19 protein-coding genes are annotated in these 18,388 nt (G+C 70.6%); 14 read left to right on the top strand and 5 right to left on the bottom strand.

The genetic code is table 11. The features are described 5' to 3' along the window. Positions 1 to 125: 125 nt before the first annotated feature. Entirely contained in the window at positions 126 to 911 is a 786-nt protein-coding gene (locus tag HJG45_RS02900) for a DUF2459 domain-containing protein (protein ID WP_171610548.1), read from the bottom strand. Between the two features lie 134 nt (positions 912 to 1,045). Between HJG45_RS02900 and HJG45_RS02895 the strand changes: the two genes are divergently transcribed. Continuing rightward, positions 1,046 to 1,819: an SDR family oxidoreductase gene (locus HJG45_RS02895; RefSeq protein WP_171610547.1), complete on the top strand. Its 774-nt coding sequence runs from the start codon at positions 1,046 to 1,048 to the stop codon at positions 1,817 to 1,819. Between the two features lie 17 nt (positions 1,820 to 1,836). Further along, the gene (locus HJG45_RS02890) at positions 1,837 to 3,003 is read left to right on the top strand and encodes an acyl-CoA dehydrogenase family protein (RefSeq protein WP_171610546.1); all 1,167 of its coding nucleotides are present in this window, start codon (positions 1,837 to 1,839) and stop codon (positions 3,001 to 3,003) included. Between the two features lie 31 nt (positions 3,004 to 3,034). Here HJG45_RS02890 and HJG45_RS02885 read toward each other — a convergent pair whose 3' ends face one another. Continuing rightward, on the bottom strand, positions 3,035 to 3,553 hold the full coding sequence (locus tag HJG45_RS02885) for a CinA family protein (RefSeq protein ID WP_171610545.1): 519 nt from the start codon (positions 3,551 to 3,553) through the stop codon (positions 3,035 to 3,037). A 174-nt stretch (positions 3,554 to 3,727) separates the two neighbouring features. On the opposite strand from HJG45_RS02885, the gene HJG45_RS02880 reads away from it, so the two are divergent. The 9 genes from HJG45_RS02880 to HJG45_RS02840 all read left to right on the top strand — a co-directional run bounded on the left by HJG45_RS02880 (position 3,728) and on the right by HJG45_RS02840 (position 12,098). Continuing rightward, positions 3,728 to 4,579: a phytanoyl-CoA dioxygenase family protein gene (locus HJG45_RS02880; RefSeq protein WP_171610544.1), complete on the top strand. Its 852-nt coding sequence runs from the start codon at positions 3,728 to 3,730 to the stop codon at positions 4,577 to 4,579. A gap of 25 nt (positions 4,580 to 4,604) precedes the next feature. Continuing rightward, complete coding sequence (locus HJG45_RS02875; RefSeq protein ID WP_171610543.1) at positions 4,605 to 5,579, top strand: C4-dicarboxylate TRAP transporter substrate-binding protein; 975 nt, start codon at positions 4,605 to 4,607, stop codon at positions 5,577 to 5,579. Then, the gene (locus tag HJG45_RS02870) at positions 5,576 to 6,058 is read left to right on the top strand and encodes a TRAP transporter small permease (protein WP_171610542.1); all 483 of its coding nucleotides are present in this window, start codon (positions 5,576 to 5,578) and stop codon (positions 6,056 to 6,058) included. Before HJG45_RS02875 ends, HJG45_RS02870 begins: the two co-directional genes overlap by 4 nt. A gap of 28 nt (positions 6,059 to 6,086) precedes the next feature. Further along, positions 6,087 to 7,376 carry a TRAP transporter large permease gene (locus tag HJG45_RS02865; RefSeq protein ID WP_171610541.1) on the top strand — a complete coding sequence of 430 codons (1,290 nt, stop codon included), beginning with the start codon at positions 6,087 to 6,089 and terminating at the stop codon, positions 7,374 to 7,376. A gap of 58 nt (positions 7,377 to 7,434) precedes the next feature. Beyond that, positions 7,435 to 8,475: a tripartite tricarboxylate transporter substrate binding protein gene (locus tag HJG45_RS02860; RefSeq protein WP_171610540.1), complete on the top strand. Its 1,041-nt coding sequence runs from the start codon at positions 7,435 to 7,437 to the stop codon at positions 8,473 to 8,475. Between the two features lie 11 nt (positions 8,476 to 8,486). Continuing rightward, positions 8,487 to 9,707 (top strand): CaiB/BaiF CoA-transferase family protein, encoded by a 1,221-nt coding sequence (locus tag HJG45_RS02855; protein WP_254452229.1) that lies wholly within the window; start codon positions 8,487 to 8,489, stop codon positions 9,705 to 9,707. A gap of 110 nt (positions 9,708 to 9,817) precedes the next feature. Further along, positions 9,818 to 10,699, top strand: coding sequence for a neutral zinc metallopeptidase (locus tag HJG45_RS02850; RefSeq protein ID WP_171610538.1), 882 nt, complete (start codon positions 9,818 to 9,820; stop codon positions 10,697 to 10,699). Between the two features lie 82 nt (positions 10,700 to 10,781). Further along, positions 10,782 to 11,249, top strand: coding sequence for a PepSY domain-containing protein (locus HJG45_RS02845; protein ID WP_171610537.1), 468 nt, complete (start codon positions 10,782 to 10,784; stop codon positions 11,247 to 11,249). Positions 11,250 to 11,276: 27 nt separating this feature from the next. After that, positions 11,277 to 12,098: a general stress protein gene (locus HJG45_RS02840; RefSeq protein WP_174890351.1), complete on the top strand. Its 822-nt coding sequence runs from the start codon at positions 11,277 to 11,279 to the stop codon at positions 12,096 to 12,098. A gap of 34 nt (positions 12,099 to 12,132) precedes the next feature. On the opposite strand, the gene HJG45_RS02835 is transcribed toward HJG45_RS02840, so the two are convergent. Continuing rightward, positions 12,133 to 12,996 (bottom strand): CoA ester lyase, encoded by an 864-nt coding sequence (locus tag HJG45_RS02835; RefSeq protein WP_171610536.1) that lies wholly within the window; start codon positions 12,994 to 12,996, stop codon positions 12,133 to 12,135. 256 nt (positions 12,997 to 13,252) lie between these two features. On the opposite strand from HJG45_RS02835, the gene HJG45_RS02830 reads away from it, so the two are divergent. Next, complete coding sequence (locus HJG45_RS02830) at positions 13,253 to 13,897, top strand: GntR family transcriptional regulator (RefSeq protein WP_217362800.1); 645 nt, start codon at positions 13,253 to 13,255, stop codon at positions 13,895 to 13,897. Positions 13,898 to 14,008: 111 nt separating this feature from the next. Continuing rightward, a complete protein-coding gene (gene tcuA / locus HJG45_RS02825) occupies positions 14,009 to 15,544 on the top strand; it encodes an FAD-dependent tricarballylate dehydrogenase TcuA (RefSeq protein WP_171610534.1) in 1,536 nt (511 codons plus the stop codon). Between the two features lie 40 nt (positions 15,545 to 15,584). Here the strand turns inward: tcuA and HJG45_RS02820 are convergent, their stop codons facing one another. Beyond that, the gene (locus HJG45_RS02820; RefSeq protein WP_171610533.1) at positions 15,585 to 16,559 is read right to left on the bottom strand and encodes a tripartite tricarboxylate transporter substrate binding protein; all 975 of its coding nucleotides are present in this window, start codon (positions 16,557 to 16,559) and stop codon (positions 15,585 to 15,587) included. A gap of 107 nt (positions 16,560 to 16,666) precedes the next feature. Then, positions 16,667 to 17,503: a flagellin gene (locus HJG45_RS02815; RefSeq protein ID WP_171610532.1), complete on the bottom strand. Its 837-nt coding sequence runs from the start codon at positions 17,501 to 17,503 to the stop codon at positions 16,667 to 16,669. A gap of 296 nt (positions 17,504 to 17,799) precedes the next feature. On the opposite strand from HJG45_RS02815, the gene rfbC reads away from it, so the two are divergent. Then, a complete protein-coding gene (gene rfbC / locus HJG45_RS02810) occupies positions 17,800 to 18,384 on the top strand; it encodes a dTDP-4-dehydrorhamnose 3,5-epimerase (RefSeq protein ID WP_171610531.1) in 585 nt (194 codons plus the stop codon). Positions 18,385 to 18,388 lie beyond the last annotated feature (4 nt).

Genomic DNA, 18,388 nt, shown 5'->3' with positions numbered 1-18,388 from the left:
ACCCTGTGCCGGGCAGTCAGAAGGGAAGAATCGCGCATGGTCCGTATCGCATTTTGCATCGGCGTCCTTGGCCTCCTCGCGGCCTGCAGCCCGAGCTTCGGCAGCGGCCAGCCGCGCGAGGTCGTCTACGTGCCGGCGGGCAGCCCGCCGCCGCGCTGACGCCGCGCGTCAAGGCGCTCCGCCAAGGGGCCGCACGGCTGGGACGTGATCGTGCGGGGCGCGGTGGAACGCCCCGCCGCCGGTCCGTCCGGCAGGCGGGCCAGCCGAGACGCCGCCGGCGCCGCCACGCAGGCGATGGGGCGCGCGAGCTGCGCCAGCACCTCGCCGGCCAGCAGGGCGCTCTCCGGTCGCACCGGCAGCCCCGCCGCCTGCAGCCCCTCCGCCGCCCAGCGGTTGCAGGTGTAGAGCAGCGAATAGCCGCGCGCGGCTTTGTAGAAGAAGCTGCCCATCAGCGCCTCCTCGCGGGCCGGCAGCATCCGTCCCTCGGTATCGCGGGCGAAGCTGTCGGCCAGGAAGCGGACCATCCCCTCGCGCCCCCCGGGCGGCAGGGCGAGGGCGAACACGCGGCCCGGATAGGCCTCGGGCGGCGGGACGGTCAGCCCTGTCACCTGGATGACGCCGGGCCCGGGAATCGGGCCGAGCAGCCATTCCTCGAAGGCGCCGGTTCCCGCCAGCATGAATCCGTACTTGCCGAAGCCGAAGGCCAGCGCATCGGCGCCGGGAAAGGCGGCGGCGAAGCGGGCGAGCGGGCCGTCGAGGGCATGGCGGCGCATGGCCAGCTCCAGGTGCCAGCCATGGCTGACCACCCAGGCCTCGGTTTCCGCGGCAGCCTCCGTCGGGCAGGGCGGCGGCGGGGGCAGGGCGCAGCCGGCAAGGACCAGGGGAGCAGCCAGGGGCGCGAGCAGGGCCATGGCCTGGCGTCGCCCCACAGCCTTGCGACACCCCGGAGCGAAGCCGATAGTCATGCCGAATGCCGGGATCCCGCGCAGCCCGCGGCGGTGGATCGCATGCGGCGGGGGAGGGCGGCAAGCGGGAGAGACGATCCATGGACATGCAGATCCGCGGCAAGCGGGTGCTGGTCACCGGCGGCTCGAAAGGCATCGGGCTGGCCTGTGCCGAGGCCTTCGCGGCGGAGGGGTGCGACCTCGTCCTCGCCTCGCGCGACGCCGCGGCGCTGGAACAGGCCGCCGGGACGATCCGCGGCCGGCACCAGGTGAACATCGCCATCCAGGCCGGCGACCTCGCCGATCCGGCGGCGCGCATCGCGCTGCAGGCGGCGCATCCGGAGATCGACGTGCTGGTGAACAATGCCGGCGCCATCCCGGGCGGCACGCTGCACGACATCAGCCTGGAGCGCTGGCAGCAGGCCTGGGCGCTGAAGGTCTTCGGCTACATCCATCTGACGCAGCTCTACCTGCCGGCCATGGAGGCGCGGCGCGACGGCGTCGTCGTCAACATCATCGGCATGGCGGGCCGGGCGCCGCGGGCCGACTACATCTGCGGCGCCGCCGGCAATGCCTCGCTGATCGCCTTCACCGCGGCGCTCGGCGGTAAGGCGCCGGACAGCAATGTCCGCGTCGTCGGCATCGCGCCGGGCGCCACCATGACGGAGCGGATCATCACCCTTTCGAAGTCGCGGGCGAAGACGAAATGGGGCGATGAGGGCCGCTGGGAGGAGATGCTTTCCGGCCTGCCGCTCGGCCGGGCGGGCAAGCCGGAGGAGATTGCCGACCTCGCCGTCTTCTGCGCCAGCCCGCGCGGCGGCTATCTCTCCGGCACGACCATCGAGGTGGATGCCGGCGCGCAGTTCCGCGGCTGACGGCGGGGGACGCGGCGATGGAGTTTCGTCTGACCGAGGCGCAACGCGCCCTGATCGCGCCGGTGCGGGAGATGGCGCAGACCCGCTTCCGCGCGCGCGCGCTCCGCTGGATGGATGGCAGCTTCCCCTGGGAGAACATCCGCGACCTGGCCGGGCTCGGCGTACTCGGGATGACGGTGCCGGAGGAGTATGGCGGCCTCGGCCTGCCGGTCTTCGAGACGGCGCTCATCCTCGAGGAGATCGCCAAGGTCTGCTACCCGACCGCCATGGCCGTGCTGGGCGAGGCCGGGGTGCAGACGCGGGTGATCGCCCGCTACGCGCCCGAGGGCATCCGTGCCCGCATCCTGCCGGCCGTGGTCAGCGGCGACTGCATCCTCTCGATCTGCATGACCGAGCCGCATGCCGGCACCGACGTGGCGAATTACCGCACCAACGCGGTGATCAAGGGCGATCGCGTCCTGGTGAACGGCGCGAAGACCCTGATCTCCCGTGCCGAGGAGGCGGGGATGTTCGTGGTCTTCACCCGCATCGACGGAAGGCCGGGGCGGGAGGGCATCGGCTGCGTGCTGGTCGAGCGCGGCACGCCCGGCCTCGCCGTGACCGGCACCTACCACACCTTGGGCGGCGAGAACCTGCACGAGGTACGCTTCGAGGATGTCGAACTGCCGCTCGAGAACCTCGTCATCCGCGAGGACGGGTTCAAGCGGCTGCTCTCCGCCTTCAACACCCAGCGCTGCCTCAACCCGGCGATCAGCCTCGGCCTCGCCGAGGGCGCCTTCGACGAGGCCTTGCGCTATGTGCGGGACCGCCCGGTCTTCGGCCGGCCGATCGCCGACTTCCAGGGCGTGCGCTGGAAGCTCGCCGACATGTACAAGGAGATCGAGGCGGCGCGCGGGCTGCTCTGGCGCGCCTGCATGACCGCCGACCCCTTCCCCGATCCCTTCCTGGCGGCGACCGCCAAGGTCTTCTGCAACGAGATGGCGATCCGGGTGACGAGCGAGGCGGTGCAGCTGCATGGCGGCTTCGGCTTCACCGACGAATACCCGGTCTCCCGCCTCTATCGCGGCGCCCGCTACGGCAGTCTCGGCGGCGGCGCCACCGAAACGCTGCGCGACCTCATCGGCCGCAAGCTGACGGGCGAGGAGCCAGGGCCGGACGGCATCATGGGCCTCGGCTATTTCTAGAGCAATTTGCCTTCAGAGCATCTTCACCCGATCAGATGGGTCCATCTGATCGGGAGCTGCTCTGAGGCGCCGCCTCCAACGCCGCGACGAGGAGCTGCAGCAACTCGCGGCCGAAAGCGCGCATGTTGGCGACGCGGTCGGGGCTGCCGGTCTCGATGGTGAGGGTCTTCGCCACCGGCCCGGCGACGGCGAAAACGCCATGCCCAGCGGCATGGCCATAGCGGTTGCCGGTGGGACCAGCGGCTCCTGCCTCGCCAAGCGCCCAGGTGGTGCCGAGGCGGCTGCGCGCGCCCTCGGCGAGCAGCGCCGCCATCTCCTCCGAGGCCGGGGCGGCGCCCTTCAGCGCGGCGGTGGGGATGCCGAGCAGCGCCTCCCGCGCCGCCCGCGTGTAGACCACGCTGCCGCCGAGGAAATAGGCGGAGGCGCCCGGCACCGCGAGCAGCGCGGCGGAGACGAGGCCGCCGCTCGAGCTCTCGGCGACGGCGATGGTCTCGCCGCGCGCCTTCAGCAGCGCCCCGGCCCGGGCGGCGATCGGAAGCAGGCTGTCCATGGTGTTCCTCCGGTGTCGGGGGGGAGGCTATCGCGGCCGGCGGCGCGGCGGAACCGCAGGCCAGGCGAAGAGGACGTCGCCGGGACTTTTGCGCTGCCGAATGATTGACAGATATATCACCGCCATGCTCGCCTCCGTATCAAGCCCCGGCACGGGGCGCGGAGGACGTCGTGCATGCCCGCATCCCTGTCCGATGCCGAGGTGGCGGAGTACCGAAGGCTCGGCTACCGCTTTCCGATCCGGGCCTTCTCCGCCACGGAGGCGGAGGGGCTTCTGGCGCGGTTGCGGGCGACCGAGGCCAGGCTCGGCGGCAGCCTGTCCGGCCGCATGAACCAGAAGCCGCATCTGCTCTTCCCCTGGGCGCATGCGGTGGTCACCCATCCGGCGGTGCTCGATGCGGTGGAGAGCGTGCTCGGCCCCGACCTGCTCTGCTGGGGCAGCCAGTTCTTCATGAAGGGGGCGGGCGACCCGGCCTATGTTTCCTGGCACCAGGACGGCACCTATTGGGGCCTCTCCAGCCCCGACGTGGTCACCGCCTGGATCGCCCTTACCCCGAGCCTGCCGGAGAGCAGCAACATGCGGGTGGTGCCGGGCACGCATCTCTCGCCGGTGCCGCATACCGATACCTTCGCCGCCGACAACCTGCTCTCCCGCGGCCAGGAGGTGGCGGTCGAGGTGGATGAGCGGGATGCGGTCGACATCACCCTGCAGCCCGGCGAGATGAGTCTGCACCACGTGCTGATCGTGCATGGCTCGGAACCCAACCGGGCGAGCTGGCCGCGCATCGGCTTCGCCATCCGCTACGTCCCGACCCATGTCCGCCAGCAGGGCGGCGAGAAGGACAGCGCACTGCTGGTCCGCGGCACCGACCGCCACGGGCATTTCGAGCATGAGCTGCCGCCCGAGGAGGAGCTGCATCCGGCGGCGCTGGCGCGGCACGCGGCCATCCTCGACCGCCAGCTCGCCATCCTCTACCGCGGCGCCGGGCAGACGGGAAAGCTGGGGGCGACGGTCAAGGCGATGTAGCGCCGGCAAGCCGGGGAGGGGACAGATGAGAACCACACGCCGCGCGGTGCTCGCCGCGACGCTCGCCGCGCCGGCCCTGGCGCGGGCGCAATCGACCATCCGCATCCGCTTCGCCCACAGCCTCTCGACCGTCGAGCCGGCGCATCAGGCGGCGGAGTTCTTCGCCAGGAACGTCGCGGCGCGGACCAACAACCGCGTGCAGATCGAGGTCTTCCCGGGCGAGCAGCTCGGCAGCGGCCGCGACGTGAACGAGATGATCCGCCAGGGCGCCAATGTGATGAACATCACGGACCCGGGCTACCTCTCGGATTTCGTGCCGGATGTCGGCATCCTGAACGGCCCCTATCTGGTCGAGGAGTATGACCAGTTCGGCCGGCTGCTCGACAGCGACTGGTATCGCGGCGTGGATGCGGCGCTGCAGAAGGCGGGCTTCCGGATGGTCATGATGGGGGCCTATTTCGGCGCCCGGCACATGATCGCCGACCGGCCGATCCGCCGCCCCGCCGAGATGGCCGGCATGACGGTGCGCGTGCCGCCGAACCAGATGTGGATCGAGACCTTCCGCAGTCTCGGCGCCCGGCCGACCACGGTGCAGTGGAGCGACATCTACAACGCGCTGCAGCAGAACGTGGTGCAGGCGGCCGAGGCGCCCTATGGCTCGCTCTGGGGCGCGCGGCTGCAGGAGGTGCGCAAGGTCATCTCCGCCACCGGGCATTTCCAGGCGCTGACCGGCTGGCCGATCAACAACGGCTATTTCAACCGCCTGCCGGCCGAGGTGCGGACCGTGCTGCTGGAGGAGGGCGGCAAGGCGCAGCAGGAGCAGACGCGCCTCACGCGCGAGCAGGAGGCGGGCTTCGTCGAGCGCTTCCGCGGCGCCGGCGTCGAGATCGTGACCGATCTCGACCATGCCGCCTTCCGGAACGCCTCGGCCGCGACCTACAAGGCCTTCCCGAAATGGACGCCCGGCCTCTACGACACCGTGCGGAAGCTGCTGGCATGAGCCTCGGCATCCGCCGCGCCCTGGGCCGGCTGGACGAGCTCATCGCCATGCTCGCCCTGCTGGTCACGGTCGCTGCGGTCGGCTGGGGCGTGGTGACGCGCTACGTCACCGCCCAGCCCGCCGTCTGGTCGAGCGAGGTCGCGGCCATCGCCTTCGCCTGGCTGACCTTCTTCGGCGCCTCCGCCTGCTTTCGGTACAACGCGCATCCCTCGATCGACATGCTGGTGCAGCGCCTGCCGCGCGGCCCGCAGCGCTGGGTGCGCTTCGGGGTCGATCTGCTGGTCGCCGGCTTCCTCGCCTATTTCTGCTGGCTGGGGATCGACTTCTCGCTCGCCGCCTGGGAGAACCCGACCGCCGTGCTGCGCCTGCCGATGACGGTGGTCTACGCCCCGGTGACGTTGGCGACGGCGATGATGTTGGCCCGCCACCTGTCCAACATGCGCCGGCCGCTGGCCCTGCCCGAGAGGGCGATGGCATGATGCGGCACCGCCCGGGGGAGGCCCGCGCATGACCATGGCGCTGCCCTCGATCCTGCTGGTCCTGCTCTTCGCGCTGAACCTGCCGGTCGCCTTCGCCATCGCCATCTCGGCGCTGTCCTTCTTCTTCCTCTCGGACGGGCTGCCGCTCGACATCTTCTTCCAGAAGATGGTGGCCGCGACCGAGAGCTACCCGCTGCTGGCCGTGCCCTTCTTCGTGCTGGCCGGCTCGCTGATGAACGCCGCCGGGATCACCCGGCGGCTGCTGCACCTGGCGGATGCGCTGGTCGGGCACCTGACCGGCGCGCTGGCCCAGGCCTGCACCGTGCTGGCGACGCTGCTCGGCGGGCTTACCGCCTCCTCCTCGGCCGATGCGGCGATGCTCTCTAAGCTGTTCGGGCCGGAGATGCTGCGCCGCGGCTATTCCGCCGCCTTCGCCGCCGCCATCACCTCCTCGGCCGCCATCATCACCGCGCTGATCCCGCCGGGAATCGGGCTGATCATCTACGGCTACCTGGCGGATGTCTCGGTCGGGCGGCTCTTCCTCGCCGGCGTCGTGCCCGGGCTGCTGCTCGCCGGCTCGCTCTTCCTCACCACCTGGTGGATCGCCCGCCGCCGCGGCTACCGGCCGTCGCGGCCGCATTTCGCCGGCTGGGGCGAGGTCGGGCGGGCGGCGAAGGAGGCAATCTGGGCGCTGCTGATCCCGGTCTTCATCATCCTCGGCCTGCGCTACGGCATCTTCACCGCCACCGAGGCCGGGGCCATCACCGTCCTCATCACCCTCCTGATCGGCGCCCTGGTCTATCGCGAACTCTCCTGGGCCAAGCTGCCCGGCGTGCTGCGGGAGACGGTGCTCGACACCTCCTCGGTGATGCTGCTGATCTGCGCCGCCTCGGCCTTCGGCTTCTACCTGGCCTGGGAGCGGCTGCCGCCAGCCATGGCGAGCTGGATGGTCGGGCTGACGCGCGACCCGCAGATGCTGCTCCTGCTGATCAACGTGTTGCTGATCGTGCTGGGGACGGCGGTGGAGGGCACCGCGGCGCTGATCATCCTGACCCCGATCTTCGTGCCGGTGATCCTGCAATTCGGCATCGACCCGGTGCAGTTCGGCATCGTGCTGGTGACCAACCTCACCATCGCCGGCATCACGCCGCCGGTCGGGCAGATGATGTTCATCTCCTGCGCCGTGCTGCGGGTGCCGATGGAGGTCTATTCCGTCGAGATCCTGCCCTTCCTCGGCGCCATGACGGCGGTGCTGCTGCTGATCACCTTCCTCCCCGGCCTCTCGCTCTGGCTGCCAAACCTGGTCATGGGGCCCTGATCCGCGGGCGTTGACGCCGGGGCGGGGGATGCCAGGATCGGCGGCCGGAGGACACGCCATGCCGAGGACCGGGCCAGCCAGCATGCGGGGGGGCGATGCGCCCGGGCCGGCCGGCCTGCCGGCGCTCCGCCGCCGCACCCTGCTCGGCGCGGCGCTGGCGGTGCCGCATCTCGCCCGGGCCGAGGCGGCGGGCTGGCCGGATCGGCCGGTGCGCGTCGTCGTGCCCTTCCCGCCGGGCGGCTCCAACGACGTGGTGGCGCGGCCGTTGGCCGAGCGGCTGCAGGCGAAGCTCGGCCAGCCCTTCGTCGTCGAGAATCGCGGCGGCGCCGGGGGCGCCATCGGCGCGGCGCAGGTCGCCCAGGCGCCGGCGGATGGCTACACGCTGATGGTCACCTCCTCCTCCTTCGCCACCACCGCCGTGGTGCAGAAGCCGGCCTGGGATGCCGAGGGCAGCTTCGATGCCATCGCCGTCCTCGCCCGCGCGCCCTTCTTCATCATGGTGAATCCGACCCTGCCGGTGCGCGACCTGCCGGGGCTGATCCGCCTGGCACGGGAGAAGCCGGGCGGGCTGGACTATGGCAGCTCGGGCGCGGGCGGGATCAACCACTTCATCAGCGAGTATTTCTGCCAGGCGGCCGGCATCCGCATGAGCCACGTGCCCTATCGCGGCACCGCGCCGGCGGTGACCGACCTCGTCGCCGGCAACATCCAGGTGATGATCACCACCGTCGCCAGTGCCAATGCCGCGATCCGCGACGGGCGGGTGCGCGTCATCGCCGCCACTGCCCCGAGCCCCACCGAGCGCGGCGGCCTGCCGCCCGAGGTGCCGGCGGTGCCCACGGCGCGCGAGCTCGGGGTGGATTACGAGGTGGCGATCTGGTGGGGGCTGCTGGCGCCGAAGGGCGTGCCGCCCGCCATCCGCCAAGCGATCCACGCCGCGGCCAATGAGGCGCTGGCCGATCCCGGCCTGAAGCGGGTCTATGACGCCGAGGGGGCGGTGCCCGCACCCGGGCCGCCTGAGGAATTCGCCGCCGTGCTGCATGCCGATCTGGCCCGCTGGCGCAAGCTGGCCGAGGCGGCCAATATCCGCGCAGAATGACCACGCACCACATGCCGCATCGCCGCGACTTCGACCCCGACGCCACCGGCGCCCTGCAGGGGCTGAGGGTGGTCGACCTCTCCCGCCTGGTGGCGGGCAACCTGTTGACCAAGGTGCTGGCCGATCACGGCGCCGAGGTGATCAAGGTCGAGCCGCCTGAGGGCGACACGCTGCGCGCCTGGCGGACGCAGGGCATCTCGCTCGACTGGAAGACGCTCAGCCGCAACAAGCTTTCGGTCTGTCTGGCGCTGCGCGACCCCGCGGCCGTCGAGGTGGTGAAGCAGCTCGCCGCCACGGCGGCCCTCTTCGTCGAGAGCTTCCGCCCCGGGGTGCTGGAGGCGATGGGGCTGGCGCCGGCGGTGCTGCTGGAGATCAACCCGCGCCTCGTCATCACCCGCGTCAGCGGCTGGGGCCAGGACGGGCCCTACCGGCACAAGCCCGGCTTCGGCACGCTGGTGGAGGGGTATTCCGGCTTCGCCGCGGTCAACGGCTTCGCCGACCGCGAGCCGGTGCTGCCGCCCATGTACATGGCGGATGGCTATGCCGGGCTCTACGGGGCCGCCGCGGCGATGATCGCACTGCGCCATGCCGAGGCGACGGGGCAGGGGCAGGTGATCGACCTCGCCCTGTTCGACCCCATCCATGTGATGATGGAGCCGCAGCACGCGAAGTGGCAGCTCACCCATAAGCTGAAGCCGCGCACCGGCAGCCGCAGCACCAACGCCGTGCCGCGCAACGCCTATCGCACCAGGGATGGCGGCTGGGTCTGCCTCTCCGCCTCGACCCAGGGGATGACGGAGAAGCTGCTGCGCTCCATGGGCCGGGAGGAGCTCATCGCCGATCCCCGCTTCCGCACCAATGCCGACCGCGTCCGCCATGCCGAGGCGCTGGATTGCATCATCGCCGACTACATCTCCGCCCTGACGCTGGAGGAGACGCTGGCGCATTTCGACCGGGCCGGCGTCACCATCGGCCCGATCATGGATGCCGAGATGCTCTCGCGGGACCGCTATGTGGCGGAGCGGGAGGCCGTCATCGAGGTGCCGGATGCCGAGATGCCCTCGGGCTGGTTCCCGATGCATGGCATGGTGCCACGCCTCTCCGGCACGCCCGGCATCCTGGCCCGGCCGGCGCCGCGGCTCGGCGAGCACAACGAGGCGATCCTGGCGCCGGTCCTGGGCGAGATGGAACTGGCGCGGCTACGATCGGCGAGGGTGGTGCAGGACCCCTGAGGCGGGGAACGGCCCGGCGCCCTCGGGGGCTGAAAAAGCCCGGATGCGGAACCACAATTCGGCCCTGGGGTTTTGCGATCAGGTGGCAATGCGTCAGGAGGTACCCCGAGATGCGCCTCGAAGGTGAACGCGAGAGCGAGAACGTCGAAGACCGTCGCGGCGGCGGCGGCTTCGGCGGCGGGCGCGGCATCCCGATCGGGGTCACCGGCGGCGGCCTCGGCACGGTCGCCATCATCCTCCTTGCCCTCTTCTTCGGCGTCGATCCGCGCGTCATCCTGGGCGGCGGCGATGCCCCGCCGCCGCAGAGCCAGGTGACGGAGAACCGGCCGGGACCCGACGCGACCCAGGACGACGGCCAGCGCCGCTTCGTGTCGCAGGTGCTGGCGACGACCGAGGACACCTGGACCGACATCTTTCGCCGGGCCAACCGGCAATATGATCCGCCCAACCTCGTGCTGTTCAGCGGCGGGACACAGAGCGCCTGCGGCTTCGCGCAGACGGCGGTCGGCCCCTTCTATTGCCCGAACGACCGTAAGGTCTATCTCGACACCGCCTTCTTCCGCGACATGGAGCGCAAGCTCGGTGCGCCGGGCGAGTTCGCCCGCGCCTATGTCATCGCGCACGAGGTCGGGCACCACGTGCAGAACGAGCTTGGCATCCTGCAGCGCGTCAACCAGGAGCGGCGCGGCATGAGCGAGGCGGAGTCGAACGCCTTGCAGGTGAGGGTGGAGCTGCAGGCGGATTGCTTCGCCGGCATCTGGGCGAACCATACCGAACAGATGCGCCGGTTCCTCGAGCCAGGCGACGTCGAATCCGGGATCGGCGCCGCCGCCGCGGTGGGCGACGACCGGCTGCAGCGCCGCGCCCAAGGCTATGTGGTGCCGGAAGGCTTCACCCATGGCAGCTCGGCGCAACGGGTGCGGTGGTTCCGCACTGGGCTCGAGAGCGGCGATGTCCGACGCTGTGACACCTTCAGCACTGACCGGTTGTGACGGAACGCGTCGTGTAATCCGCCGTTAGGGGGAGGCTTGCGGGCGTCAAGCCCGCGCCGACCAGTCAAACGGGAAAACACAGATGCGCACGACGCTTTTTCGCCTGGCGCTGCTGGGCTCGGTAGTTGCCGCCCCGGCTCTGGCACAGACCTCTCCCGCAACGCCTGATCGTACCGCGCCGCCGGCTGCGACTGAGGGCAGCACGCGCCCCGGCATGACGCCGGCCGTGCCCGAGACCCGCAGCGGCGCCACTATGCCGGGCCGCGATGCCACCTCTGGTGCGGCCACGCCGAATCGTGACGCGAACAGCGGCAATGCTGCCGTGCGGCTCGATGATGGCACCCGCACCGCTGCCTCGCCTGCCCCTGGTGCCAACAGCTTCACCGAAGGTCAGGCGAAGAGCCGGATCGAGGCCGCCGGCTTCACCAATGTCTCCGACCTGCAGAAGGACGACCAGGGCGTCTGGCGCGGCCGCGCCCAGAAGAATGGTCAGCAGATGAGCGTCGCCCTCGACTATCAGGGCAACGTCGTCCCGCAGGCTGGCCGCTGACCTAGACACAGGAAACGGAGTAGTCCCATGGCAACCCGCACCATTGCGCGGCTTTTCGACAGCTACGCGGATGCCTCCGCGGCCGTGCGCGATCTTGAGGCCGCGGGCTTCGAGCGTGACGATATCAGCCTGATCGCCAATCGCGGCGAGGAGGCCCCAGCCGGTACCACGGCGGCTGATACCACGACGACGACCGGCAGCGAGACCGGCACGGGCGCCGGCACTGGCGCCACGCTCGGCACCCTCGTCGGCGGCGGTGCCGGCCTGCTCGCTGGCCTCGGCTCTCTCGCCATTCCGGGGATCGGTCCGATCGTCGCCGCTGGCTGGCTCGTCGCCACCCTGACCGGCGCCGGCGTCGGCGCGGCGGCCGGCGGGTTGCTCGGCGCGCTCACCGGCTCCGGCCTCTCGGAGGAAGAGAGCCATGTCTATGCCGAGGGCGTGCGCCGCGGCGGCAACCTCGTGACCGTGCGGGCCGATGAGAGCCGCGCGGCCGAGGTCGAGACGATCATGGCGCGCCACAATGCCACGACGGCCGAGACGCGCGGCGCGGATTATCGTGCCGGTGGCTGGAGCCGCTACGACGACACGGCCGATCCGGCGACGGGTCTGGGGACCGGGGCCGGCGTCGGCACCACCACGGCGGCAGGCCAGATGGGCACGCGGACAAGCGATTATCCTTCGACGGATGCCGCGATCGGTGGCCAGCCGGACGGCACGCCTGGCAACCCGCCCGGCACCAAGCTGTCGCGCGCGGCCGACAGCGCGCTCGGCACCAATACGAGCGGCGCGCATCCGGAGAACGAGGTGCCGCGCGACACCAAGGACCCGGCGCCCCGCATCGGCCGGTAAGTATTCCGCCAGGGCATCGCGCCCCGGCTCCTGCTCAGCGGGCACGCGCCAGCAGGCGTCGTGCCCGTTCGACAACCGGCTCGTCGATCATCTGGCCCTCGAAGGAGACGGCGCCGAGACCCTGGGCCAGCGCGGCCTCGAAGGCCGCGACCATGCGGCGCGCCCGCTCCACCTCCTCGGGCCGCGCGCCATATTCCTCGTTCACCACTGGGACCTGGGCCGGGTGGACACAGCTCGCGCAGGCGAAGCCGAGGGCGCGGGAGCGCCGCAGCATCTCCCTGTAGCCGTCGAGATCGGAAATCCCCGCGACGGTGCCGATAAAGCCGAGCGGCAGGATGCCGGCTGCCCGCGCCGCGAGCACCGCCAGCATCTTCGGCACGTAGAGGGCATCCGGCGTCGGCTCCATGCCGAGATCGGTAGCGAGGTCCTCGCCGCCGGCGCCGAGCGCGACCAGACGCGCATCGGCCCGCGCGATCGCTTCCATTACGGCCAGCGCGTGCGCCGTCTCGACCAGGCCGATGAAGCGGGTGCGCCCGACCGGCACGCCATGCGCCGCCTCGGACTCGCCTGTCATCTCGGCCAACAGCCGGACATGGTCTGGGCCCATCAGCTTGGTCAGCACGAGCACATCGGCCCCGGCCGCCACGGCCGCGTCGATGTCGAGCGCCGCCATGCGCAGCGGCCGGTTGATCCTCACGCAGACATCGGCCCCACCCTGCCGCACCATGGGCACGGCGCGGTCCAGCGCGGCGCGCGCGGCCGGCTTCTCGGCTGGCGCCACGGCATCCTCGAGATCGAGGATGATCGCATCGGCGCCGCGGCTATGCGCCTTGGCCACGAAGCTCTCGCGCGTGGCCGGGACGTAGAGAAGGGACCGCCAGGAGGGAAGGGTGCGCATGGCGGCAGGCTAGAGCAGATCGCGGGAGGGCGCGAAGGCCCGGACGCATGAATCGGCTCTAGAAACAACAGGCTACAGCGGGTTGCGTTCGCTCTTGAAGGCAACCCGCTGTAGATGCAGATCGCGGGAGGGCACGAAGGCCTGGATGCGTGAAGCTGCTAGCGTAGCGCGGCCGGGCGCCCTGCCGGCGAGTTTGCTTGCGGCACCCGCGCATGCGCGCGTATGCAGAAGCATGCCACGTTTTGCGAAATCCCCGATGCCGGAGCCGGCCGGCAGCCTCGCCGAGCGGGCCTACGACCTGTTCCGCGACGGGTTGCGGCGCGGCGCCTTCCGCCCCGGTCAGCGGCTGCTGGAGACCGATCTCGCCGAGCAGCTCGGCATGAGCCGCACCCCGGTCCGGGAGGCCATCCGGCGCCTGCAATCCGAGGGGCTGGTCGCGCATCTCCCGGCCCGCGGCCTCTGCGTGGCCATGTACGACGCGGCTGAGGTGGACGAGCTCTATGTCATGCGCGAGGCGCTGGAGGGCACCGCAGCCCGTCTTGCCGCCCAGCATGCTGGCCGGGCCGAGATCCTGCTGCTGCAGGCCATGCTCGACCAGGAGGCGGGACTCACCGGCGAGGCGGCGGCCGAGCACAACCGCCGCTTCCATCGCGCCCTGCACCAGGCGGCCCATAACCGGTACCTGCTGCGCTCGCTCTCGGCCATCTCGGATGCATTGCTGCTGCTCGGCCCGACCACGCTCCAGACCCCCGGCCGCGCGGTGGCGGCGCGGGAGGAGCATGCGCGGGTCGTCGCGGCCATCGCGGGACGCGACAGCGCCGCGGCGGAGAACGCGGCGCGGGCGCATATCGCCGCGGCCCATGCGGCACGGCTGGCGATGGCGGCGGCGGAGCCGGCCTGACTTCCACCCCCTTTTTGGCCCCCTTGGGCCGTGCGGCCGGATCGGCGGTGGACTCTGCGGTGGGTCTCTGTATACATGCGTGCACAAAGAGGCGCCAGGAAGGACAGGCGAATGGCCACGACCGGAACCGAGGAATTCGACGTCATCGTGGTGGGCGGCGGCAATGCCGCCTTCTGCGCCGCGCTCTCGGCCCAGGAGCAGGGGGCGCGGGTGGTGGTGCTCGAGCGCGCGCCCGAGGACGAGGCCGGGGGCAACACCCGCTTCACCGCCGGCAACATCCGCTTCGCCTATCGCGGCGTCGAGGACCTGAAGGCGATCATGCCTGAGCTGACGGAGGCCGAGATCGCCATCACCGATTTCGGCACCTATACCGAGGACCAGTTCTTCGACGACATGTTCCGGGTGACGCGCAACCGGACTGATCCGGACCTGTGCGAGATCCTAGTGCGCCGCAGCTTCGAGACGATGAAGTGGCTGCACGGCAAGGGCGTGAAATTCGCCCCCATCTGGGGCCAGCAGGCCTTCAAGATCGATGGCAGGTTCAAGTTCTGGGGCGGGCTGACCGTCGCCGCCTATGGCGGCGGGCCGGGCCTGGTGCAGGCCGAGACGGAGGCGGCGAAGAAGCGCGGCATCGAGATCCGCTACGCCACCCGGGCGCAGAAGATCCTGTATGACGGTTTCAAGGTCGAGGGCGTGCGGGTGAAGTCGCCCGGCCGCATCTACGACATCAAGGCGCCGAGCGTGATCCTCGCCGCCGGCGGCTTCCAGGGCGATGCCGAGATGCGCACCCGCTATCTCGGCCCCGGCTGGGAGCTGGCCAAGGTCCGCGGTACCCGCTTCAACACCGGCGACGGCATCAAGATGGCGCTCGATATCGGCGCCTCGCCCTTCGGCAATTACTCGGGCTGCCATGCCGTGCAGTGGGACTTCAACGCGCCGGAATATGGCGATCTCGCCGTCGGCGATGCCTTCCAGAAGCATTCCTATCCCTGGTCGGTGCTGATCAACGCCAATGGGAAGCGCTTCCTCGACGAGGGGGCGGATTTCCGCAACTACACCTATGCGAAATACGGCCGCGTGGTGCTGGAGCAGCCGGGCAATTTCGCCTGGCAGGTCTTCGACGCGAAGGTGCAGAAGCAGCTCCGCGACGAGTACCGCATCAAGCAGGTGACCAAGGTGCGAGCCGACACGCTGGAGGAGCTGGCCGGGAAGCTGGAAGGCGTCGACGGCAAGGCCTTCCTCGAGGAGATTCGCGCCTACAACGCCGCCGTGCGCCGGGACATCCCCTTCAACCCGAACATCAAGGACGGGCGCTGCACCGAGGGGCTGGCGGTCAACAAGAGCAACTGGGCCAACACCATCGATGAGGGGCCCTTCGAGGCTTTCCAGGTGGGCTGCGGCATTACCTTCACCTTCGGCGGCCTGCGCATCGACACCGAGGCGCGGGTGCTGGATGCCGATCAGGAGCCGATCCAGGGGCTCTATGCCTGCGGCGAACTGGTCGGCGGCATCTTCTACTTCAACTATCCGGGCGGGTCGGGGCTCATCAACGGCGCGGTCTTCGGCAAGCTTGCCGGCGCGACGGCGATGGCCGACCTGAAATCCAACGCCGGTGGGGCAGCGGCCCCGCAGGCCGCCCGCGGCTGAGGCGGGATGGGGAGGGGGCGCAGCGTCGCCCCCTTCATGGTTATTCGGGGCGGATGTTCGCCGCCTTCACCACCGGGCCCCAGCGCTCGTATTCAGCGGCGACGAACCGGCCGGTCTCGGCCGGCGACATCCAGATCGGCTCGCTGCCCATGTCGCTCAGACGCTGGGCGATCGCCGGGACGCCGAGGATCTCGTTGAGTGCGGGCGCCAGTTTCTCGGCCACCTCCGGCGGCGTGCCGCGCGGGGCGAAGAGGCCGGTCCAGGACCGGACCGCATAGTCGGGGACGCCCTGTTCCTGGATGGTCGGGATCTCCGGCCGGCTCCGCACCCGCTCGGCCGAGCCGACGGCGAGCATCCGCACCTGCCCGGTCGCGGCGGGGCCGGAGACGGTGGGCAAGTTGAGGAAGACCATCGGCACCGTGCCGGCGATGAGATCGGCGATGGCCTGGCCGCCGCCGCGATAGGGCACATGCGTCAGGTCGAGGCCGGTGCGCAGCCTGAACAGCTCCCCCGCCAGGTGGTTGGAGGAGCCGACGCCCGAGGAGCCGAAGCTGACGCCGCCCTTGGTGCCGCGCGCCTTCTCGATCAGGGCCGGGACGCTGTCGACGCCGAAGGCCCTGGACACGGCGAGGACGTTCGGCACGTCGACCAGCATGCAGACCGGCTCGAGCGCCTGCTGCACGTCATAGCCGAGGTCGCGGGCGATCAGCGGATGGAAGACATGGTTCGAGGCGGAGGAGACGAGGAGCGTCAGCCCGTCCGGCCGCGCCCGCGCCGCGATCCCCATGCCGAGGCTGCCGCCGCCGCCGGGCCGGTTCTCCACCACGAAGGGCTGGCCGAAGCGGGCTTCCAGCACCGGGGCGAGCAGCCGCGCGGCGACATCGTTCGACCCGCCAGGCGCCCAGGGCACGATCAGCGTGACCGGCCGGGAGGGCCAGGCCTCTTGCGCCCGGCCGGGCAGCGGCAGCAGGAACGCGGGAGCGGCGAGGGTGGCGCGGCGGCCGATGCCCGGCATGCGAGGGAGCTCCGTCAGTCCAACGCCACGCTATAGGGCCGCGCCTCCGGGCGTGGAAGCGGCGTGCGGCGCCAGGGGCGGGACCGGGGCCACTGGGGCGGCCAGCATCAGCCCTTGAACAGGCTGAGCAGCGATTGCGGCGCGCCATTGGCGATGCCGAGCGCCTGGGTGCCGAGCTGCTGGCGGATCTGCAGGGCCTGCAGCCTGGCGCTCTCCTTCGCCATGTCGGCATCGACCAGCGCGCCGAGGCCGCTTTCCTGGGCGTCCAGGATCGCCTTGTTGTAGCTGATCTGGCTGTCGATGTAGTTCGAGTACGAGCCGAAATTGTTGAGTTGCGTCAGGGTGTTGGTGATCGCCTTCCCGACCGCGCCGCCGGAGGTCAGGGCCGCCTTGGCCGCGCCCGCGCTCCAGCTATTGGCGCCGGAGACCGCGCTGTAGACCTGGGCGAGGGCGGAGAAGCTGTTGAAGCTGTACAAGGTGCCGCTGTCGTTCGAGACCACCTTGATGGCGGTGGCATTGGCATCGTCGAGGATGTTCAGCCCGTTGTAGCTGGCATCCTTGATGAAGGCCTGGATGTTGTTGGTCAGCTCCTTCGCCGTCGCCTGGTACTGGGTGCGCTGGTCGTCCGTCAGGGTGCCGTCGGCGAGCTTGACGACGAGGGTCTTGAGCGTCTGCAGCGTGGTCGAGACCTTGTCGAGCGCGGCCTGGGTCACGTCCAGCAGGCCCTTCACGCCGCCGAGCTGCTGGTTGGCGGAGGTGGTGGCCGCCATGTCGCCGCGGATGCGCTCGGCCACCGCATAGGCGGCGCCGTCGTCGCGCGCATCGGAGACCCGGTAGCCGGTCGAGATGCGCTTCTGCGTCGCGGCAAGCTCGTCCGAGGTCCGGTTCAGGGACTGCAGCGCCACCATGGCGCCGGTATTCGTGTTCACCGAATTCAACGGCATGGAGATTTTCTCCGCAAGGGCAACCCGCTTCCTGGGTCTCGTGCGGCAGGATCAGGGAGGCGGAATGAAGACCCAGTTAAGCCGGTGGTCGATACGTCGCCACACGCAACGACCCGCATGCAGAGAACGGCACGCAAAGAATTGACCCCCCACTGGGCCCACGGCCCGCTAGCGGTGACCCGGAATGGAACGGTACGCGGCGCCGTCGCGGCATCAACCCAGGGGGCGAAGCGAGGGGGGCGAGGCGACATGACGGGGCTTGACGCGGCATCGCCGGAGAGACGACTGACACGGCCATGAGCGATGCTGCGCGCCAATCGGGCAATTTCACCGCCACCCGATTCCCGATTCCGGGACCTGTCCTGGTGACGCCGAAGCGGTTCGGCGACCACCGCGGCTTCTTCCTTGAGACCTACAGCGCCCGGGACTTCGCCGTGCTCGGCATCCCGGACGTCTTCGTGCAGGACAACCACTCCCTCTCGGCCCAGCCCGGCACGATCCGCGGCCTGCACTTCCAGCTGCCGCCGCATCCGCAGGCCAAGCTGGTGCGGGTGCTGCGGGGCGCCATCCTCGACATCGCAGTGGATATCCGGCGCTCCTCGCCAAGCTACGGCCGCCATGTCGCGGCCGAGCTCACGGCGGAGAATGCGCAGCAGCTCTATGTGCCGGTCGGCTTCGCGCACGGCTTCTGCACCCTGGTCCCGGACACCGAGGTGGCCTACAAGGTCACCGATCTCTATGCACCGGAATGCGACCGCGGCATTGCCTGGAACGACCCAGACCTGGCGCTGCCTTGGCCCTTCGATGCCGCTTCCGTCCATCTCTCGGACAAGGACCGGCGGGCGCCGCGGCTCCGCGATCTTCCCCAGGGCTTCGACTGAGGCG

Origin of the sequence: Roseicella sp. DB1501 (genome assembly GCF_013112485.1) — a bacterium.
Lineage (GTDB): Bacteria > Pseudomonadota > Alphaproteobacteria > Acetobacterales > Acetobacteraceae > Paracraurococcus.
Note: the sequence above shows the minus strand (reverse complement) of the source record. Positions and strands in the feature narration are given on the sequence as shown.